The following is a 16,640-nucleotide window of genomic DNA, read 5'->3' on the forward strand; positions in this document are numbered from 1 at the left end:
TCCCCGGATCAGTGGCGAACGGTCAGCGCAGTGATTACGTAGCGGCCATCAACCAGACTGACGTCGAAATCCACCGGTTCATTGACGTTAATCGCGGGCAGCGCCAGGCCGTTAGCCAGCGCAAACGGCATCGTCATCGGCGGCCATTGCAGCTCGGGTACGGCATCGTGCTCAAGGGTCAGCGCATTGGCGGAGATGGCTTTGATTACGCCCTTCACGTGGTAAACAGGGGCAGATTGTGCAGCAGCAGGCGCGGTATCAGCGGCCTGTACCGGGGAAATGGCAGAGACAAGCAATGCGCCAGCGAGCGCAGCAGGAATCAGGAATGTCATGGTGTTCTCCAGATAATCGTTAAAAGTATGAAAATTAAGCGAGTTATCGGGAGTGTTTATTCTCGGAACCGGCAGAAGCGGATCGTCGCTGGCGGCCCCATCGCCGGGGGTTTAAGGGACCAGTCAGTACGGGTGACAGACTGGCAAGGGTGCTCCACTACAGCAAGCGTCAGCGTGACCGGTAGCGCGACGACGGGCGGACGATCGGCCACTTTCTGAGCGCTGTCCGGCACGCAGTGTTTTTCACACAGCGGCGTTTTCATGGCCATCGACGACATGCCCTGATGCTCAACATGCTGGAGCATCATGCTGTCGCCGAGCGGGTTGAGGTCACACTGATGCGCGGCCAGCGCCAGCTGGCTTTGCAGGACCAGCGCGCCAAAGGCCACCAGCAGCATCGCAAGATGCCGCCGGAAAAAGCGCAGTTGCCAGGTCCAGTGTGCGTTCATTATCAGCGTCGTTAAGTGAAAGTGGCCCGAGTATACGCAGCACAAAAACGACACCGGAAGCGATTTTTAAACTCTTTACACAACGCGAGAAAGAGACTGATTTTATTTAACTTTTATTTTTCATTCGTGTATCAATGGATGCCTTAAATATTCACCCAATAACCAGGTATAATGTGATAGCGGCTTTTGTTTCCGCGTTCAGGAAGGTCGTTGTCGTCAGTTTATTGATTTCCGTCAGTAAATTTTGGCCGTTTATTGGGCACATTCCCAGACTTCTTTTTTTCAATATTCTCTTATTCAGTATTTTCTTTGGGCTGCAGGAAGACAGGAATCCATCATGCTAACGTTGTTTGAACTCCTTATCGGAGTGGTCGTCATTGTGGGCGTCGCCCGCTATATCATTAAGGGCTATTCCGCGACGGGCGTGCTGTTTGTCGGCGGCCTGGCATTGCTGATTGCCAGCGCCCTGATGGGCCACAAAATCCTGCCAGCCAGCGCCAGCAGCACCGGCTACTCGGCGACGGACATTGTCGAATACATCAAAATTCTGCTGATGAGCCGCGGCGGCGACCTCGGCATGATGATCATGATGCTGTGTGGGTTTGCCGCCTATATGACCCACATCGGTGCTAACGACATGGTGGTCAAACTGACCTCCAAACCGCTGCGTTACATCAACTCCCCGTACATCCTGATGATTGCCGCCTACTTTGTGGCGTGCCTGATGTCGCTGGCCGTTTCTTCCGCAACGGGTCTGGGCGTGCTGCTGATGGGGACGCTGTTCCCGGTGATGGTGAACGTCGGCATCAGTCGCGGCGCGGCTGCCGCCATCTGCGCCTCTCCAGCGGCGATTATTCTCTCGCCAACCTCCGGCGACGTAGTGCTGGCCGCTAAGGCCGCGGAAATGCCGCTTATCGATTTTGCCTTCAAAACCACTCTGCCGATTTCCATTGCCGCCATTGTCTGTATGGCGGTGGCGCACTTCTTCTGGCAGCGCTATCTCGATAACAAAGAAAACATCTCCCACGAGATGCTCGACGTCAACGAAATCACCACCAATGCGCCGTCATTTTACGCCATCCTGCCGTTTACCCCGATTATCGGCGTGCTGATCTTTGACGGTAAATGGGGCCCGGAACTGCACATTATTACCATTCTGGTAATCTGCATGCTGCTGGCGGCAATTCTGGAATTCTGCCGTGGCTTTAACACCCAGAAGGTGTTCTCTGGCCTGGAAGTCGCCTACCGCGGCATGGCTGATGCCTTCGCGGGCGTTGTGATGCTGCTGGTGGCGGCGGGCGTCTTTGCCCAGGGCCTCAGCACTATCGGCTTTATCGACAGCCTGATCTCTATTGCCACCTCGTTCGGCTCCGCAAGCATCATCCTGATGCTGGTGCTGGTGGTGCTGACCATGCTGGCGGCCATGACCACCGGTTCCGGCAACGCGCCGTTCTACGCTTTTGTCGAGATGATCCCGAAACTGGCGCACAGCTCCGGCATCAACCCGGCGTACCTGTCGATTCCCATGCTTCAGGCCTCCAACCTGGGCCGCACCATTTCCCCGGTTTCCGGTGTAGTGGTGGCAGTATCCGGGATGGCAAAAATCTCGCCGTTTGAAGTGGTAAAACGCACATCGGTTCCGATTCTGGTAGGCCTTGTCGTAGTGATCATCGCCACTGAACTGATGGTGCCTGCCGCCATGGTTCACTGATTACGGACAGTAACGAAAAGGCGCCTGAGGGCGCCTTTTTTGTGCTTTAATATTTCCAGAAATCTTTTATCCCGTTATCAGGAAAAACCATGTTCAGGAAGGATATAGCCGCCCTTTGCGCCACGGCGCTCATTCTGGGTGCCCCTCTCGCGCACGCCGACCCTTTAACCGCAACAAAGTACGGCGATTTTGATCGCTACGTGCTGGCGCTTTCCTGGCAAACCGGCTTTTGCCAGAGCATGCAGGATCGCGATCGGAACGAGCCTGACGAATGTCGGCTGCAAAAAGAGGTGAAGGATAAAACCAGCTATCTGACGGTACACGGTCTGTGGCCAGGCCTGCCGAAATCTGTTGCCAGCCGCGGCGTGGACGATCGTCGCTGGATGCGCTTCGGCTGCGCAACGCGCCCGATACCGAACTTGCCTGAAGCTCGCGCCAGCCGTAAATGCTCGGCGGCCGAAACAGGACTGTCGCTTGAGATGGCGAACAAGCTTAATAACGTCATGCCGGGAAGCGGCGGCGACTCCTGCCTTGAGCGCTATGAATACGCCAAGCACGGTGTCTGCTTCGGCTTCGACCCGGACGCCTACTTCGGCACCATGGTACGCCTGAACGGCGAAGTGAAGCAGAGCGCATTAGGCACGTTCCTGGCGCAAAACTATGGCAAAACCGTGTCCCGCAATGCGTTCAACGCGGCCGTTGCCAAAAGCTACGGTAAAGAAGGCGTAAAAGCGTTCAAACTCACCTGTAACGGTCACCCTGCCTGGTTAACCGAAATACAGATTGCCATCAAAGCTGAGGCCATCAATGCCCCGCTGGCAGAGGGCTCGCTGCTGCCTCAGCCTCACCCGGGCAACTGCGGCCAGCAGTTTGTGATTGATAAAGCAGGCAACTGAGTTTCCATTGCCCGGTGGCGGCTACACTTTACCGGGCCTACAAAATCAACATCAACCCGATTTGCAGGTCCGGCAAGCGCCAGCACCGCAGGGCAATTCCCCTCAACAAGTCCCCTCTTTCATCGCCTTTCCTTATAGCCGGACCTGTATCACACTTCGCCATGAACGCATCAAATGTCCTGAAAATGCATCATCTGCCCGGTAACTCTCCCCAGGAAACTCTGACCATAATCGCCCTGTCTGATACGTCTTATTCAAAGCATTATTTCAAAGAACCGGGAGCTGAACATGGCGAAGAAACTGATTGCACTTTGCGCCTGCCCGATGGGGCTGGCCCACACCTTTATGGCCGCACAGGCGCTGGAAGAAGCGGCGATCGAAGCCGGTTACGAAGTCAAGATTGAAACCCAGGGCGCAGACGGGATCCAGAACCGCCTGACCGCTCAGGATATTGCCAGCGCAGATGTCATTATCCACGCTATCGCCATCACGCCCGAAGATAACGAGCGCTTCGAGACGCGCGACGTGTACGAAATCTCCCTCCAGGACGCCATTAAAAATGCTGCGGGCACCCTGAAAGAGATCGAAGAGCTGATCGCCGCTGAATAACCATAATCCTCAACCGCAAGGGTGTCAGAAATGGCAATAAAAAAACGCAGTGCCATTCGTCCTGCTTCGCCTGACGGCGAAGCCATTGCGCTGGCAACAGCGCCCGTAGAATCCGGTTCCGCCTTCTGGAAAGAGCTCCCGCAGCACATCATGTCGGGGATTTCCCGCATGGTGCCGACCCTCATCATGGGCGGGGTGATCCTCGCCATATCACAGCTTATCGCCTACGTCTGGCTGGAGATCCCGCCTGATACCGGCATTCTGGACGCCCTGAACTCCGGAAAATTTACCGGCTTTAACCTGTCGGTGCTGAAGTTTGGCTACCTGACGGAATCCTTCGGCGGGCTGCTGTTCAGCTTTGCCATCCCGATGTTTTCGGCCTTTGTGGCCAACTCCATCGGCGGCAAACTGGCGTTCCCGGCGGGCTTTATCGGCGGCCTGGTCGCCACGCAGCCGACGCTGGTGCTGAGCTTCGATCCGGAAAAACTGAGCTGGCTTGCCACTAAGCCTGTGCCTTCCACCTTCATTGGCGCGCTGATCATCGCCATTGCGGCAGGCTATCTGGTCAAATGGCTGAACGCGAAAATCTCGGTGCCGCAGTATCTGCTAGCGTTCAAAAGCACCTTCCTGATCCCCATTCTTTCCGCGCTGTTCGTGATGCTGGCGATGTATTACGCCATCACACCCATTGGCGGCTGGCTGAACGGCGGCATGCGCACGCTGCTGCTGGCAGCAGGCCAGGCGGGTTCGATGATGTATGCCGTCGGCATGGCGGCCGCCACGGCGATTGACCTCGGTGGCCCAATCAACAAAGCGGCTGGCTTCGTGGCTCTCGGTTTTACCACCGATCACGTCCTGCCCATCACTTCGCGCGCGGTGGCTATCGTGATCCCACCGATCGGCCTGGGGCTCGCCACGCTGATTGACCACCGCCTGACCGGCAAACGTCTGTTCAGCCCGCAGCTCTATCCGCAGGGGAAAACGGCGATGTTTCTGGCGTTTATGGGCATCAGCGAAGGGGCTATTCCGTTCCTGCTGGAGAACCCGATTGCAACGCTGCCTGCCTACATGGTTGGCGCGATTGCCGGGGCGATGACAGCCACCGCCTTCGGGGCCGTGCAATGGTTCCCGGAATCCGCCATCTGGGCCTGGCCGCTGGTCAGCAATCTTGGCGGCTACATGGCGGGCATCGCGGTAGGGGCAATTATTACGGCGTTGCTGGTCGTGTTAATCCGTAATGGCATGCACAAGCGCGGCAAGCTGGCTATCGACGGCATCTGAGAAGGAGACGGATATGGCAATTCTGACGGCGATCCGCGACAGGATGATGCACCAGCGCACCGACGCGATGCTCATTTCGTCCCGGCAAAACAAGCTGCCGCACTTTGGCTTTTCGAGCAGCTCCGGCTTCGTGCTGGTAACAAGGCAGCACGCGCATATTCTGGTGGATTTTCGCTACTACGGTGAAATCGCGGCCCGCACGCACGGCTATCAGCTTCATCGGCTGGAAAGCGGACGGTCGATGGCGGACATCGTCAACCAGATTGCCGTGGAGGAAGGTCTGCAACGCATTGGTTTTGAAGGCGAACACGTGAGCTGGCAGAGCGGTAACGCATGGCGCGAAGCCCTGCGTCCGGAGCTGGTCAGCGTATCGCTGGAGCCTTTGCGTCAGGTGAAAACCACCGGCGAAATCGCCCTTATTCGCGAAGCCTGCCGGATAGCCGATGCCGCCGCCAGCCATATCCGTCGCTTTATTCAGCCTGGCCTGCGCGAGCGCGAAGTGGCCGCAGAGCTGGAATGGTTTATGAAGCAACAGGGGGCGGAGAAGCCCTCATTCGACACCATCGTTGCCAGCGGCCCTCGCGGCGCGCTGCCCCACGGCAAGGCGTCTGAGAAAGTTATCGTAGCAGGCGAACTGGTGACCCTGGATTTTGGTGCCCAATACCAGGGCTATTGTTCCGACATGACCCGCACCTTCCTGGTCGCGGGGCGCTATGAGTATCCTGAACAATCTCCGCTGTATGCGGTGTATCAGACCGTGCTGGAAGCGCAGCTGGCCGCCATTGCTGCGGTGCGCCCCGGCGTGGCGTGCCACACGGTAGATGCCGCCGCGCGTGAGCACATCTCCCGCGCCGGATACGGTCCGAACTTTGGCCACAACACCGGACACGCTATCGGCATTGACGTTCACGAAGATCCGCGTTTCTCGCCAACGGACACCACGCTGCTGCGTTCCGGCATGCTGCTGACCGTGGAGCCCGGCATTTATCTCGAAAATGAAGGTGGCGTGCGCATAGAAGACGTGGTGCTGGTCACTGAAACCGGCGCTGAAGTGCTCTACCAGATGCCGAAAACGCTGCTTCTGACGGGGGAGAATTAATGGATATTGCCTTACTGAAAGCGCTGAGCGAAGCCGACGCCATTGCGGCCTCCGAGCAGGAAGTGCGGCAAATTCTGCTGCGGGAAGCCGATGCGCTTGGCAAAGAGGTGCAGTTCGACGGGCTCGGCTCAGTGCTGATCCGCCTCAACGAAAGCGCAGGCCCAAAGGTGATGATCTGCGCGCACATGGATGAAGTCGGTTTTATGGTGCGCAGCATTTCCCGCGAAGGCGCCATCGACGTCATCCCTGTCGGTAACGTCAGGATGACCGCCCGCGAACTTCAGCCAGTGCGCATCACCACGCGCTATGGCCGTAAAATTCAGGGGCTGCTCGACGGAGAGCGGCACGGCGCTGAAGTGACAAAACTGCGGGTTGATATTGGCGCATGCAGCGCCGATGAAGTTGCCGAAGCGGGCGTGGAACCCGGCGATCGCGTCACCTTCGCCAGCCCCTTCGCCGAGCTGCCGCACAACCGGGTGATGGGCAAAGCGTTTGACGACCGCCTTGGCTGTTATCTGCTGGTCAGCCTGCTGCGGGAGCTGAACGCCACGCCGCTGAATGCCGGAATCTGGCTGGTGGCCAGCTCCAGTGAGGAAGTCGGCCTGCGCGGCGGGCAAACCGCAACCCGCAAGCTCAATCCCGATCTGGCCCTCGTACTCGACACCGCCTGCTGGGCAAAAAACTTTGATTACGGCAGCGACAACCATCGCCAGATTGGCGAAGGCCCGATGCTGGTGATGTACGACAAAACGCTGATCGCCCCACCGAAGCTTACCGCCTGGGTCGAAGAGACCGCCGCCCGCCACGCCATCTCCCTGCAGCGGGATATGTTCAGCAACGGCGGCACCGACGGCGGTGCGGTACACCTGAGCGGCACCGGGATCCCGACGGTGGTGCTGGGCCCGCCAACCCGCCACGGACACTGCGCGGCGTCTATCGCCGACGTGGGCGATATTGATTTAACCCACCAGCTGCTGGTGGCCCTGCTTCATGACGTGAATGCCAAAACCGTTTCTCATCTGACGGACTTCAGATGCTGATTTTGCGCTTACAGGAACTGTTATGCTGACTCTCGATTTTCTTTGCCCGCTGCCCAACGGCCTGCACGCCCGCCCCGCCTGGGCGCTGAAAGAGCAATGCAGCGCGTGGCGAAGCGACATCCGCTTTATTAATCATCGCCTGAACAGCCACGCCGATGCGAAGAGCTCACTGGCGCTGGTGAGCACCGGTACGCTGTTTAACGACAGCTGTTCGCTGGAGATCAGCGGCAGCGATGAAGAGCAGGCACGCCGGGCGCTGGAAAGCTGGATCGATAAAGATTTTATCGACAGCGACAGCGAAATCCCGGCGAGCGCCGCGCCGCAAAGCTATCCGCTGCCGCGCTCGCTCTCAAGGCTGCATCCGCATATTCTGCCAGGCACCCTCCTCGCAAGCGGCATCGGCTTTGGTGAGATTACGCTCTGGCGCAGCGACAGCCTTGAGCGCTACCGCACCATTCCCGCCAGCCCGGAGGATATGACCCGACTGGAACACAGCCTGGCGGAGCTTGCCGACAGCCTCAACCAACAGCTGCGTCTGCTCGGCGGCGAGAGCAAAACGATCCTCAGCGCGCACCTGTCGCTGATTCAGGACGAAGAGTTTGCCAGCAACATTCGACGCCTGATGCGCGACAAAAAGCAGGGGCTTGCTGCCGCCATCATCGACAATATGGAAGCCATCTGTGACAAACTGCTGGCCTCCAGCAGCGATTATCTGCGTGAGCGCGCCAGCGACATTCGCGATATCAGCGAACGTCTGCTGCACATTACCTGGCCCGAATACCGCAATCAGAACGTGCTGCGTCTGACTAAGCCGACCCTGCTGGTGGCAGAAGATCTGACCCCAAGCCAGTTTCTGGGGCTCGATTTAACGCAGCTTAAGGGCATGGTGCTGGAGAAAACGGGCCGAACCTCGCATACGCTGATCCTCGCTCGCGCATCGTCCATTCCGGTGCTGAGCGGCTTTAGCGTGGCGGAGCTGAGCGCCCTGGAGCACCGCCAGGCCGTGCTTGACGGAGAATGCGGCGTACTGGTGCCGGAGCCCGACGAGGCGGTGATGGGCTATTACCGGCTTGCCCGTGAGCTGGCGGATAAACGCGTTGAGCGTCAGATCCGCGATGCCGCCTTAACGGCGCTGTCGCGGGACGGGCACCGGCTGGAAATTGCCGCCAATATCGGCAGCGCGCTGGAAGCCCCCGCCGCGTTTGAGTCCGGCGCGGAGGGCATTGGCCTGTTCCGCAGCGAAATGCTCTACATGGACCGCCAGGCTCCCCCCGACGAGCAGGAACAATTTGAGGCCTATCAGCAGGTGCTGCTGGCGGCGGGCGATAAACCCGTCATCTTCCGCACCATGGATATCGGCGGCGACAAGCAGCTGAACTACCTGAATATTCCGCAGGAAGAGAACCCGTTCCTCGGCTATCGCGCGGTACGCATTTATCCTGAATTTGCCGGGCTGTTTCGCACCCAGCTGCGCGCCGTATTACGCGCTGGTGCGCAGGGCAATGCGCAATTAATGATCCCTATGGTGCACAGCCTCGATCAGATCCTGTGGGTAAAAAATCAGCTAAGGGAAGTCAAAGCTGAGCTGCAGGTTGAGGGCCTGCGCTACGCCGAATCGCTGCCGCTCGGCATCATGGTGGAGGTGCCATCGGTGTGCTACATCATCGATCACTTCTGCGACGAGGTGGATTTCTTCAGCATCGGCTCGAACGACATGACGCAGTATCTTTACGCCGTCGACCGCAACAATCCGCGGGTGTCGCCGCTGTATAACCCCATCACGCCCTCCTTCCTGCGTATGCTGAGCCAGATTGTCACCGTCGCCCACCGTCACGGGAAATGGGTCGGCATCTGCGGCGAACTGGGTGGAGAAAGCCGCTATCTGCCGCTGATGCTCGGCCTGGGGCTGGATGAACTCAGCATGAGCGGGCCTCGTATTCCGGCCGTAAAAAGCCTGCTGCGCCAGCTCAACAGCGATGCCTGCCGCGAACTGGCTGACAAAGCCTGCGAGTGCCGCAGTGCCGAAGAGATAGAAACGTTGCTGCGCGACTTCACGCCGCAAGAGGAGGCCCGCCCGCTGCTGGCGCTGGAGAACATCCTGTTCACCGACAAGCCTTATCGCAAAGAGCAGATTATCCAGCTGCTGTGCGGCAACCTGGCGGTAAACGGGCGCACGGAGCACCCGCTGGAGCTGGAAGAAGCTATCTGGCAACGCGAAGAGATTGTCACTACCGGCGTCGGGTTCGGCGTGGCGATCCCGCATACCAAATCGGCGTGGATCCGCCACTCGAGCATCAGCATCGCACGGCTTCCGGCCCTCACCGACTGGCAGTCGGAGATGGGGGAAGTGGAGCTGGTGATTATGCTCACGCTTGGCGAACACGAAGGCCTCAACCACGTGAAGGTCTTTTCGCAACTGGCGCGCAAGCTGGTGAACAAAACCTTCCGGCAGTCGCTGATGGAAGCCACAGATGCCCAGGGCATCCTGGATCTGCTCAATCAGGAACTGACCTTTTAAGCGTTTACTGGAAACGCGCGCGATACTCTCCCGGCGTCAGGCCAAACTGGCGCCGGAATAATCGGCTGAAGTAGTCCCCGTCCGGATAGCCACAGCGCAGCGCCACGTCGCCAATCGACAGCTGATACTTCTGCAAAATCATCCTCGCCTTCGCCATCCTCACCCAGCGCAGATAGTCGACAAACCCCATCGTTCCCTGCTGGCTGAACAGGCGGGAAAGGTGGTTCGGCGTGATGTTAAAAAAGGCGGCAGCGTCCTCTCGCGTGAGGGGACGGGCGTAGTTATCCTGAATCCAGTTACAGATGCTCTGATAGAGAAACTGCGGGCGTGAGGGGGTTGCGTCATCCTGCGTCAGCAAACTTTTGCGGCACAGGTGCAGAAAGCTCAGCGCCAGCGGCTGAATAATCGCCTGATCCTGCGGCGAACGGCTCAGCAACGTCAGCGCGGTCAGCATCGCCTCGCCCTCGCCTCTTTGCTGATGCGGCACGTCGATTTTACGCAGCGGTGCTGGCGTGCCGCCGCCGCGGCTGTCGTAAAACGCCATGCCGGTCCACGCCGGGGCAAATACCATGCTCAGCACCATCGCCGGACGGGTAAACTCGGGCAGATTAGCGGCGCGCGGCGGGATAAACAGCATTTCACCCTGAGTCATATGCCGTTGACCCTCATCAAGCCGGTTGCCGTACTCCCCGCGCAGCACCACTTCCAGACGCGGCATGTCGAGACATAGCGCGCCCGCGGGCAGCATTTTCGGCGCACCGGCAAACCACACGCGGCCAAGCCTCTGCGGATTGAGCACCAGCCCGCTCAGCAGGTCGGCGAAGAAGCGGCGGTCGGCGGGCAGGTCAGTAAAAGGCATCGTTTTGCTCTGAAGAGTCGAAAAATGAGAGTGTAACCGGTAGCAGAGCGGCTGTATGCCCGGCACATCACGTACCGGGCCACGGGTTCAGCCTTTGAGGAAGGCCAGCAGATCGTCGTTGATTTGCTGTTTGTGGGTGGTGCAAATCCCATGGGAGCCGCCAGGGTAAACCTTCAGCTGCGCATCTGGCAGAATCTCCGCCGCCGCTTTGCCGCAGGTTTCAAACGGCACAATTTGATCGTCATCGCTGTGAATGACCAGCGTCGGGATGGTCATACGCTTCAGATCTTCACGCAGATCGGTTTCGGAAAATGCCTTCACGCAGTCATAAAGCGCCTTGATGGAGCCCTGAAGCCCCTGCGCGACAAAGCTCGCCCGCACGGCCTCGGACACGTTCGCTCCGGGCCGGTTGTAGCCGTAAAAGGCCATCGTCAGCTCATGGAAAAATGCGCCGCGATCGTTCACCACGCCGTCACGAATGCCGTCGAAGACCTCTTTCGGCACGCCATTGGGGTTAAAATCGGTTTTCACCATGATCGGCGTAACCGCACCAATCAGCACCGCTTTCGCCACTCTCGAGGTGCCGTGACGGCCAATGTAGCGCGCCACTTCACCGCCGCCTGTCGAATGCCCTACGTGGACCGCCTCTTTCAGATTCAGGTGTGCCGTCAGCTCCGCCAGATCGTCGGCGTACTGATCCATCGTGTGGCCGTCCCAGGGCTGCGAAGAGCGCCCATGGCCTCGCCTGTCGTGGGCAATCACCCGAAAACCTTTACTGCCTAAAAACAACATTTGATCTTCAAAGGCGTCGGCCGTCAGTGGCCAGCCGTGGCTGAATACCACTGGCTGCCCGCTTCCCCAGTCTTTGAAGTGGAGCGTGCTGCCATCTTTCAGGGTCAATGTGTCATAACCACTCATGGGATCTCCTGTTTCATGGATGTGCTGATACCGGGCGGCACAGCGCTGCATAACAAGGATATGCCAGATTTGAAATCGGTAACGTTTTTCGCACAACATTCATCCAGCAGAAAAAGAATACGGAACGCATTCGATCGCCTAATGTGAGCAAAATCACTTCAAAGAACCGATCACAATCAGTATGATGATCGGACCTTAAACCCTCGTCCTGTACGACGAGGGTTTTCTTTTGGAAACAGGTTCCTGGAAAAACATGGAGTAACCAATGACCAGACCCACCATTATCATTAACGAGTTTGATGCCGAACGCATCGACCGGCTTCTTGAGAAACCAGAATGGGCGAACTCCCCGGTCGCTCAGGCGCTGAATGATGAACTGGATCGCGCGCAGATGTGTCCTCCGCAGGAGATGCCGCACAACGTGGTCAGCATGAACAGCCAGGTTCGCTTTCGCGATTTAACCACCAACGAAGAGCGCGTGCGCACGCTGGTGTTCCCAGCCAATATGACTGACAGCGCAACGCAGCTTTCCGTCCTGGCACCGGTCGGCGCGGCGTTGCTTGGCCTGCGCGTAGGTGATGCCATTCACTGGACGCTGCCCAACGGCACCGAAACCCACCTCGAGGTGCTGGAGCTTATCTACCAGCCTGAAGCCGCCGGTGAATTTCACCGCTAATCGCCGCTCACCCGCCGATTTCAGAGGATGTACCCACATCCTCTTTCCGTTCTCCTTCTAACAAAACTTTACCCTCCCTTTGCGCTGCGTTACCCATATTTGCGACCTGAATGTCATAAATTCTTCGTCGGATATGCTTGTATTAAATCATCTGTTACAAGGAGGGAATTGCTATGTACAACACGATCATTATGCCGGTGGACGTCTTTGAAATGGCGCTGAGCGATAAGGCCGTTCGTCATGCGGAATTTCTTGCCCAGCAGGAAGGCGTTATCCACCTTTTGCACGTTTTGCCCGGCTCCGCCAGCCTGACCATGAGCCGTTTCGCTGCTGACTTACGCCGCTTTGAAGAGCATCTGCATCAGGAGGCGGAAACGCGCCTGAAGACCATGGTGGACCATTTCAGCATCGACCCTTCGCGCATCAAAATGCACGTGCGAATGGGCAACGTGCGCGACGTAGTCAACGATCTTGCCGAAGAGCTGCACGCCGACGTGGTGGTAATTGGCTCACGCAATCCATCCATCGCTACGCATCTGCTGGGGTCGAATGCCTCCAGCGTGATTCGCCATGCGCATATTCCGGTGCTGGTGGTGCGGTGACGTCTTGCCGGGAGGCGCTTCGGCTTCCCGGCCTACGGGTTTTGTAGGCCTGTGCAAGCGCAGCGCCGCCAGGCGATCGACGACCCGACAATGCGCTGAAATGAAAAAAGAGGCTACCTTTCGGTAGCCTCTTCACATTGCAGGTGTGTCTTACTTTTTTTGTATTACGCCGTTTTGGTGCGTATCAGGTAATCGAACGAGCTCAGGGAAGCCTTCGCGCCCTCACCCGTGGCGATAATAATTTGCTTGTACGGCACTGTGGTGCAGTCGCCCGCCGCGAACACGCCTTTCACGTTGGTTTCGCATTTGGCGTCAATGATGATTTCGCCCATGCGGTTGCGCTCAATCGCGCCTTCCAGCCAGGTGGTGTTCGGCAGCAGACCAATCTGGACGAAGATGCCCGACAGCTCGACGTGGTGCGCATCGCCGCTCACCCGGTCGCGGTAATCGAGGCCAACCACTTTACTGCCGTCGCCTTTCACTTCGGTGGTTTGCGCGTTCAGAATGATATCGACGTTTTTCAGGCTGCGGACTTTGTCCTGCAACACCTGGTCAGCCTTCATTTCTGGCGCAAACTCCAGCAGCGTCACGTGCTCAACGATACCCGCCAGATCGATAGCCGCTTCCACACCGGAGTTGCCGCCGCCGATCACCGCCACACGTTTGCCTTTAAACAGCGGGCCGTCGCAGTGCGGGCAGTAGGTCACGCCTTTGGTGCGATACTGATCTTCGCCAGGTACGTTCATGTTGCGCCATTTTGCACCGGTAGCAATGATGATGCTGCGGGCTTTCAGCACCGCGCCGGAGGCGGTTTCAATCTGATGCAGGCCCCCTTCGCTGGCCGCTGGCGTCAGCTTGCTGGCGCTCTGGGAATCAATGACGTCAACCTCATAATCAGAAACGTGCTGCTTCAGCGCACCCGCCAGCTTCTGGCCTTCGGTTTTCGGTACGGAGATGTAGTTTTCAATATCTACGGTGTCCAGCACCTGGCCGCCAAAGCGTTCGCCCATCAGGCCGGTGCGAATGCCTTTACGCGCGGAGTACACCGCTGCCGCCGCGCCTGCCGGGCCGGAGCCAACGATCAGCACATCGTAAACATCACGTTTGTTCAGCTCTTCCGCCGCGCGTTTTTCCGCACCGGTATCCACTTTCGCGACGATTTCCGCCAGCGTCATGCGGCCCTGGCCGAACGCTTTACCGTTCACAAATACGGCAGGCACGCCCATCACGTTGCGGTCGGTGATTTCATTCTGGAACACGCCGCCGTCAATTGCGGTGTGCTTAATGCGCGGATTCAGCACCGCCATCAGGTTCAGCGCCTGCACCACGTCCGGGCAATTATGGCAGGAGAGCGAGTAATAAGTTTCGAACTCGAAATCGCCGTCCAGGTCGCGAATCTGCTCCAGCATGGACTGCGCTTCTTTCGACGGATGACCGCCGATCCACAGCAACGCCAGCACCAGGGAGGTAAACTCATGGCCCAGCGGAGAGCCCGCAAAGCGTGGTCCCTGGTCAGCACCTGGATTCGTAATCAGGAAAGACGGTTTGCGCACGGCGAGCGTGTTGTCTTCTTTAAACGTTACCTTCGGCGACAGCTCAGCGATTTCCGCCAGCAGTTCTTTGATTTCTGCCGATTTAGCGCTGTCGTCCAGCGTGGCAATCAGCTCAACAGGCTTAGTCAGTTTCTCAAGGTAGGCCCTGAGCTGGGTTTTCATGTTTGCGTCGAGCATGTCGTTATCCCTCTCTTAAAACGTCATCATGCAAGCGGCCTCGCAGCTGCCTGAATGCGGCTTGCATCATGTCTTTTTGAAATAAAACGGGCGTAATAAAACACCCGTTATTCGTTATCAATTTCCTTTGGATTTCGCGTCAGGGCAAGGCGGCGAGCCTGGGAATCCCCGGGAGCTTACTAAAGTAAGTGACCGGGGTGAGCAGGTGACACCAACGCTGCCATGGCGTGAAAGACATGGAAATTTTAGATTTTGCCAACCAGGTCCAGGGATGGCGCCAGGGTCGCTTCGCCTTCTTTCCATTTCGCCGGGCATACTTCGCCTGGGTGGGAAGCCACGTACTGAGCCGCTTTAATTTTACGCAGCAGGTCAGACGCGTCACGGCCGATGCCTTCAGCGGTAACTTCAATGGCCTGAATGATGCCCTGCGGGTCAACAACGAAAGTGGCGCGGTCGGCCAGGCCTTCGTCTTCACGCATGTTGTCGAAGTTACGGGTCAGGGCGCCAGTTGGGTCGCCGATCATCGCGTATTTGATTTTAGCGATGGTTTCAGAGCTGCCGTGCCATGCTTTGTGGGTGAAGTGGGTATCGGTAGAAACGGAATACACGTCTACGCCCAGCTTCTGCAGTTCTTCGTGGTGGTCTGCAACGTCGCCCAGCTCGGTCGGGCATACGAAAGTAAAGTCAGCCGGATAGAAGAAGAACACGCTCCAGCGACCTTCGGTGTCTTTCTCAGTGACTTCTACGAATTCGCCGTTTTTGAAAGCCTGGTTTTTGAAAGGTTTGATTTTGGTGTTAATTAAGGACATCTGTACTTCCTCCGTGTTGTCGTTGAGGGCTAAGGTAACCGGGTTCGATGGATTGAGCCAATGCGTTTGCTTTATCAAATCAATCGGCGTTACCTGACAAACCCAGCGGTTCTGATAGCCAGAACGTAAAAAGGCCACCTTTTCAGGCGGCCCCGTTACCTGAACATCCCGAAAGGCGTCAGTGCCAGCAAGCTGGCTGTGCGTTGCGCTCTACCAACCTCTTAAAGGCCGTAATAGCGAAAGGGATTAGAGCACTCCCCCCCTGTTCGCGCAATTGCGTCAGGCCGGGGTCTTATCTATGGTTGTGATAGGCTATACCGTTCACTGTCTGTCACCCTTTTTTTACAAGGAGTTACTATGCGAAAACTGGCCTACTTACTCACGCTTGCACCGCTGATAGCGTCGGCTCAGGATCTGCCCGCCCCGGTAAAAGCATTAGAGAAACAGGGTATTACTATTCTGAAGCCCTTTGATGCTCCGGACGGCATGAAAGGCTGGCTCGGCAAATATCAGGATATGGGCGTCACCATTTACCTTACGCCGGACGGCAAGCACGCCATCTCGGGCTATATGTACGATGAGCAAGGCACCAACCTGAGCGAGCAGATCATTCAGAAAGAGGTCTACGCGCCTGCCGGGCGCGAGCTCTGGCAGCAGATGGAAAAGGCACACTGGATCCTCGATGGCAAAAAAACTGCTCCGCGCGTGGTGTATGTGTTCGCCGATCCATTCTGCCCCTACTGCAAGCAGTTCTGGCAGCAGGTTCGCCCGTGGGTGGAGTCCGGCAAAGTACAGCTTCGCACCCTGATGGTTGGCGTCATCAAACCGGAAAGCCCTGCCACCGCCGCAGCCATTCTTGGCAGCCAGGATCCGGCTAAAACCTGGCACGATTACGAACAGTCCGGCGGGAAACTGAAGCTGAACGTCGCAACATCCGTTCCGCCGGAACAAATGGAAATCATCAACAACAATCAGAAAATAATGGATGCATTAGGCGCAAATGCCACACCTGCTATTTATTATCTGAACGCTGAGAATATGCTCCAGCAGGTCGTCGGCCTGCCTGATGCCGAAAACCTGAAGGCGATGATGGGCGAAAAATAGTCATAAA

General features: G+C 57.5%; 16 protein-coding genes. 10 read left to right on the forward strand and 6 right to left on the reverse strand.

Translation table 11 applies throughout. The annotated features are described in order from the left end of the window. Positions 1-8 precede the first annotated feature (8 nt). Complete coding sequence (locus RTU33_RS00175) at positions 9-332, reverse strand: copper-binding protein (protein ID WP_312624488.1); 324 nt, start codon at positions 330-332, stop codon at positions 9-11. 56 nt (positions 333-388) lie between these two features. Then, positions 389-781 (reverse strand): DUF2946 domain-containing protein, encoded by a 393-nt coding sequence (locus RTU33_RS00180; RefSeq protein ID WP_312624489.1) that lies wholly within the window; start codon positions 779-781, stop codon positions 389-391. A 337-nt stretch (positions 782-1,118) separates the two neighbouring features. Here RTU33_RS00180 and dcuC point away from each other — a divergent pair, with 337 nt between their 5' ends. The 7 genes from dcuC (at position 1,119) to ptsP (ending at position 9,935) form a co-directional block, all read left to right on the forward strand. Continuing rightward, the gene (gene dcuC, locus RTU33_RS00185; protein ID WP_312624491.1) at positions 1,119-2,492 is read left to right on the forward strand and encodes an anaerobic C4-dicarboxylate transporter DcuC; all 1,374 of its coding nucleotides are present in this window, start codon (positions 1,119-1,121) and stop codon (positions 2,490-2,492) included. An 89-nt stretch (positions 2,493-2,581) separates the two neighbouring features. Then, a complete protein-coding gene (rna, locus tag RTU33_RS00190) occupies positions 2,582-3,388 on the forward strand; it encodes a ribonuclease I (protein WP_312624492.1) in 807 nt (268 codons plus the stop codon). Positions 3,389-3,676: 288 nt separating this feature from the next. Next, positions 3,677-3,997 (forward strand): PTS fructose transporter subunit IIB, encoded by a 321-nt coding sequence (locus RTU33_RS00195; RefSeq protein ID WP_312624493.1) that lies wholly within the window; start codon positions 3,677-3,679, stop codon positions 3,995-3,997. Between the two features lie 30 nt (positions 3,998-4,027). Next, positions 4,028-5,278, forward strand: coding sequence for a PTS fructose transporter subunit IIC (locus tag RTU33_RS00200; protein ID WP_312624494.1), 1,251 nt, complete (start codon positions 4,028-4,030; stop codon positions 5,276-5,278). A gap of 13 nt (positions 5,279-5,291) precedes the next feature. Continuing rightward, positions 5,292-6,377, forward strand: coding sequence for an aminopeptidase (gene ypdF, locus RTU33_RS00205; protein WP_312624496.1), 1,086 nt, complete (start codon positions 5,292-5,294; stop codon positions 6,375-6,377). Then, complete coding sequence (gene ypdE / locus RTU33_RS00210) at positions 6,377-7,417, forward strand: aminopeptidase (RefSeq protein WP_312624498.1); 1,041 nt, start codon at positions 6,377-6,379, stop codon at positions 7,415-7,417. Before ypdF ends, ypdE begins: the two co-directional genes overlap by 1 nt. A gap of 22 nt (positions 7,418-7,439) precedes the next feature. After that, positions 7,440-9,935, forward strand: coding sequence for a phosphoenolpyruvate--protein phosphotransferase (gene ptsP / locus RTU33_RS00215; RefSeq protein ID WP_312624500.1), 2,496 nt, complete (start codon positions 7,440-7,442; stop codon positions 9,933-9,935). Positions 9,936-9,939: 4 nt separating this feature from the next. Here the strand turns inward: ptsP and RTU33_RS00220 are convergent, their stop codons facing one another. Together RTU33_RS00220 and RTU33_RS00225 are read right to left on the reverse strand one after the other, a co-directional pair. After that, positions 9,940-10,794 (reverse strand): AraC family transcriptional regulator, encoded by an 855-nt coding sequence (locus RTU33_RS00220; RefSeq protein ID WP_312624502.1) that lies wholly within the window; start codon positions 10,792-10,794, stop codon positions 9,940-9,942. Between the two features lie 87 nt (positions 10,795-10,881). Then, positions 10,882-11,712 (reverse strand): alpha/beta hydrolase, encoded by an 831-nt coding sequence (locus RTU33_RS00225; RefSeq protein ID WP_312624504.1) that lies wholly within the window; start codon positions 11,710-11,712, stop codon positions 10,882-10,884. A gap of 265 nt (positions 11,713-11,977) precedes the next feature. Here RTU33_RS00225 and rnk point away from each other — a divergent pair, with 265 nt between their 5' ends. Beyond that, complete coding sequence (rnk, locus tag RTU33_RS00230; protein WP_312624505.1) at positions 11,978-12,388, forward strand: nucleoside diphosphate kinase regulator; 411 nt, start codon at positions 11,978-11,980, stop codon at positions 12,386-12,388. A gap of 173 nt (positions 12,389-12,561) precedes the next feature. Next, positions 12,562-12,990 carry a universal stress protein UspG gene (uspG, locus tag RTU33_RS00235; RefSeq protein WP_312624507.1) on the forward strand — a complete coding sequence of 143 codons (429 nt, stop codon included), beginning with the start codon at positions 12,562-12,564 and terminating at the stop codon, positions 12,988-12,990. Between the two features lie 164 nt (positions 12,991-13,154). Here the strand turns inward: uspG and ahpF are convergent, their stop codons facing one another. After that, positions 13,155-14,720, reverse strand: coding sequence for an alkyl hydroperoxide reductase subunit F (gene ahpF, locus RTU33_RS00240; protein WP_312624508.1), 1,566 nt, complete (start codon positions 14,718-14,720; stop codon positions 13,155-13,157). Positions 14,721-14,965: 245 nt separating this feature from the next. Then, a complete protein-coding gene (ahpC, locus tag RTU33_RS00245) occupies positions 14,966-15,529 on the reverse strand; it encodes an alkyl hydroperoxide reductase subunit C (protein WP_312624509.1) in 564 nt (187 codons plus the stop codon). 357 nt (positions 15,530-15,886) lie between these two features. Here ahpC and dsbG point away from each other — a divergent pair, with 357 nt between their 5' ends. After that, on the forward strand, positions 15,887-16,633 hold the full coding sequence (gene dsbG, locus RTU33_RS00250) for a thiol:disulfide interchange protein DsbG (protein WP_312624510.1): 747 nt from the start codon (positions 15,887-15,889) through the stop codon (positions 16,631-16,633). Positions 16,634-16,640 lie beyond the last annotated feature (7 nt).

The sequence above is a fragment of the Scandinavium sp. genome (assembly GCF_032012665.1).
Taxonomy (GTDB): domain Bacteria; phylum Pseudomonadota; class Gammaproteobacteria; order Enterobacterales; family Enterobacteriaceae; genus Scandinavium.

What these genes read in the sequence shown, in the direction of transcription:
- ahpF (WP_312624508.1), bottom strand. Translation starts at nt 14,720, where the DNA reads ATGCTCGACGCAAACATGAAAACCCAGCTCAGGGCCTACCTTGAGAAA.
- ypdF (WP_312624496.1), top strand. Translation starts at nt 5,292, where the DNA reads ATGGCAATTCTGACGGCGATCCGCGACAGGATGATGCACCAGCGCACC.
- RTU33_RS00220 (WP_312624502.1), bottom strand. Translation starts at nt 10,794, where the DNA reads ATGCCTTTTACTGACCTGCCCGCCGACCGCCGCTTCTTCGCCGACCTG.
- rnk (WP_312624505.1), top strand. Translation starts at nt 11,978, where the DNA reads ATGACCAGACCCACCATTATCATTAACGAGTTTGATGCCGAACGCATC.
- RTU33_RS00175 (WP_312624488.1), bottom strand. Translation starts at nt 332, where the DNA reads ATGACATTCCTGATTCCTGCTGCGCTCGCTGGCGCATTGCTTGTCTCT.
- RTU33_RS00195 (WP_312624493.1), top strand. Translation starts at nt 3,677, where the DNA reads ATGGCGAAGAAACTGATTGCACTTTGCGCCTGCCCGATGGGGCTGGCC.
- dcuC (WP_312624491.1), top strand. Translation starts at nt 1,119, where the DNA reads ATGCTAACGTTGTTTGAACTCCTTATCGGAGTGGTCGTCATTGTGGGC.
- ypdE (WP_312624498.1), top strand. Translation starts at nt 6,377, where the DNA reads ATGGATATTGCCTTACTGAAAGCGCTGAGCGAAGCCGACGCCATTGCG.
- RTU33_RS00200 (WP_312624494.1), top strand. Translation starts at nt 4,028, where the DNA reads ATGGCAATAAAAAAACGCAGTGCCATTCGTCCTGCTTCGCCTGACGGC.
- dsbG (WP_312624510.1), top strand. Translation starts at nt 15,887, where the DNA reads ATGCGAAAACTGGCCTACTTACTCACGCTTGCACCGCTGATAGCGTCG.
- ahpC (WP_312624509.1), bottom strand. Translation starts at nt 15,529, where the DNA reads ATGTCCTTAATTAACACCAAAATCAAACCTTTCAAAAACCAGGCTTTC.
- rna (WP_312624492.1), top strand. Translation starts at nt 2,582, where the DNA reads ATGTTCAGGAAGGATATAGCCGCCCTTTGCGCCACGGCGCTCATTCTG.
- RTU33_RS00180 (WP_312624489.1), bottom strand. Translation starts at nt 781, where the DNA reads ATGAACGCACACTGGACCTGGCAACTGCGCTTTTTCCGGCGGCATCTT.
- RTU33_RS00225 (WP_312624504.1), bottom strand. Translation starts at nt 11,712, where the DNA reads ATGAGTGGTTATGACACATTGACCCTGAAAGATGGCAGCACGCTCCAC.
- uspG (WP_312624507.1), top strand. Translation starts at nt 12,562, where the DNA reads ATGTACAACACGATCATTATGCCGGTGGACGTCTTTGAAATGGCGCTG.
- ptsP (WP_312624500.1), top strand. Translation starts at nt 7,440, where the DNA reads ATGCTGACTCTCGATTTTCTTTGCCCGCTGCCCAACGGCCTGCACGCC.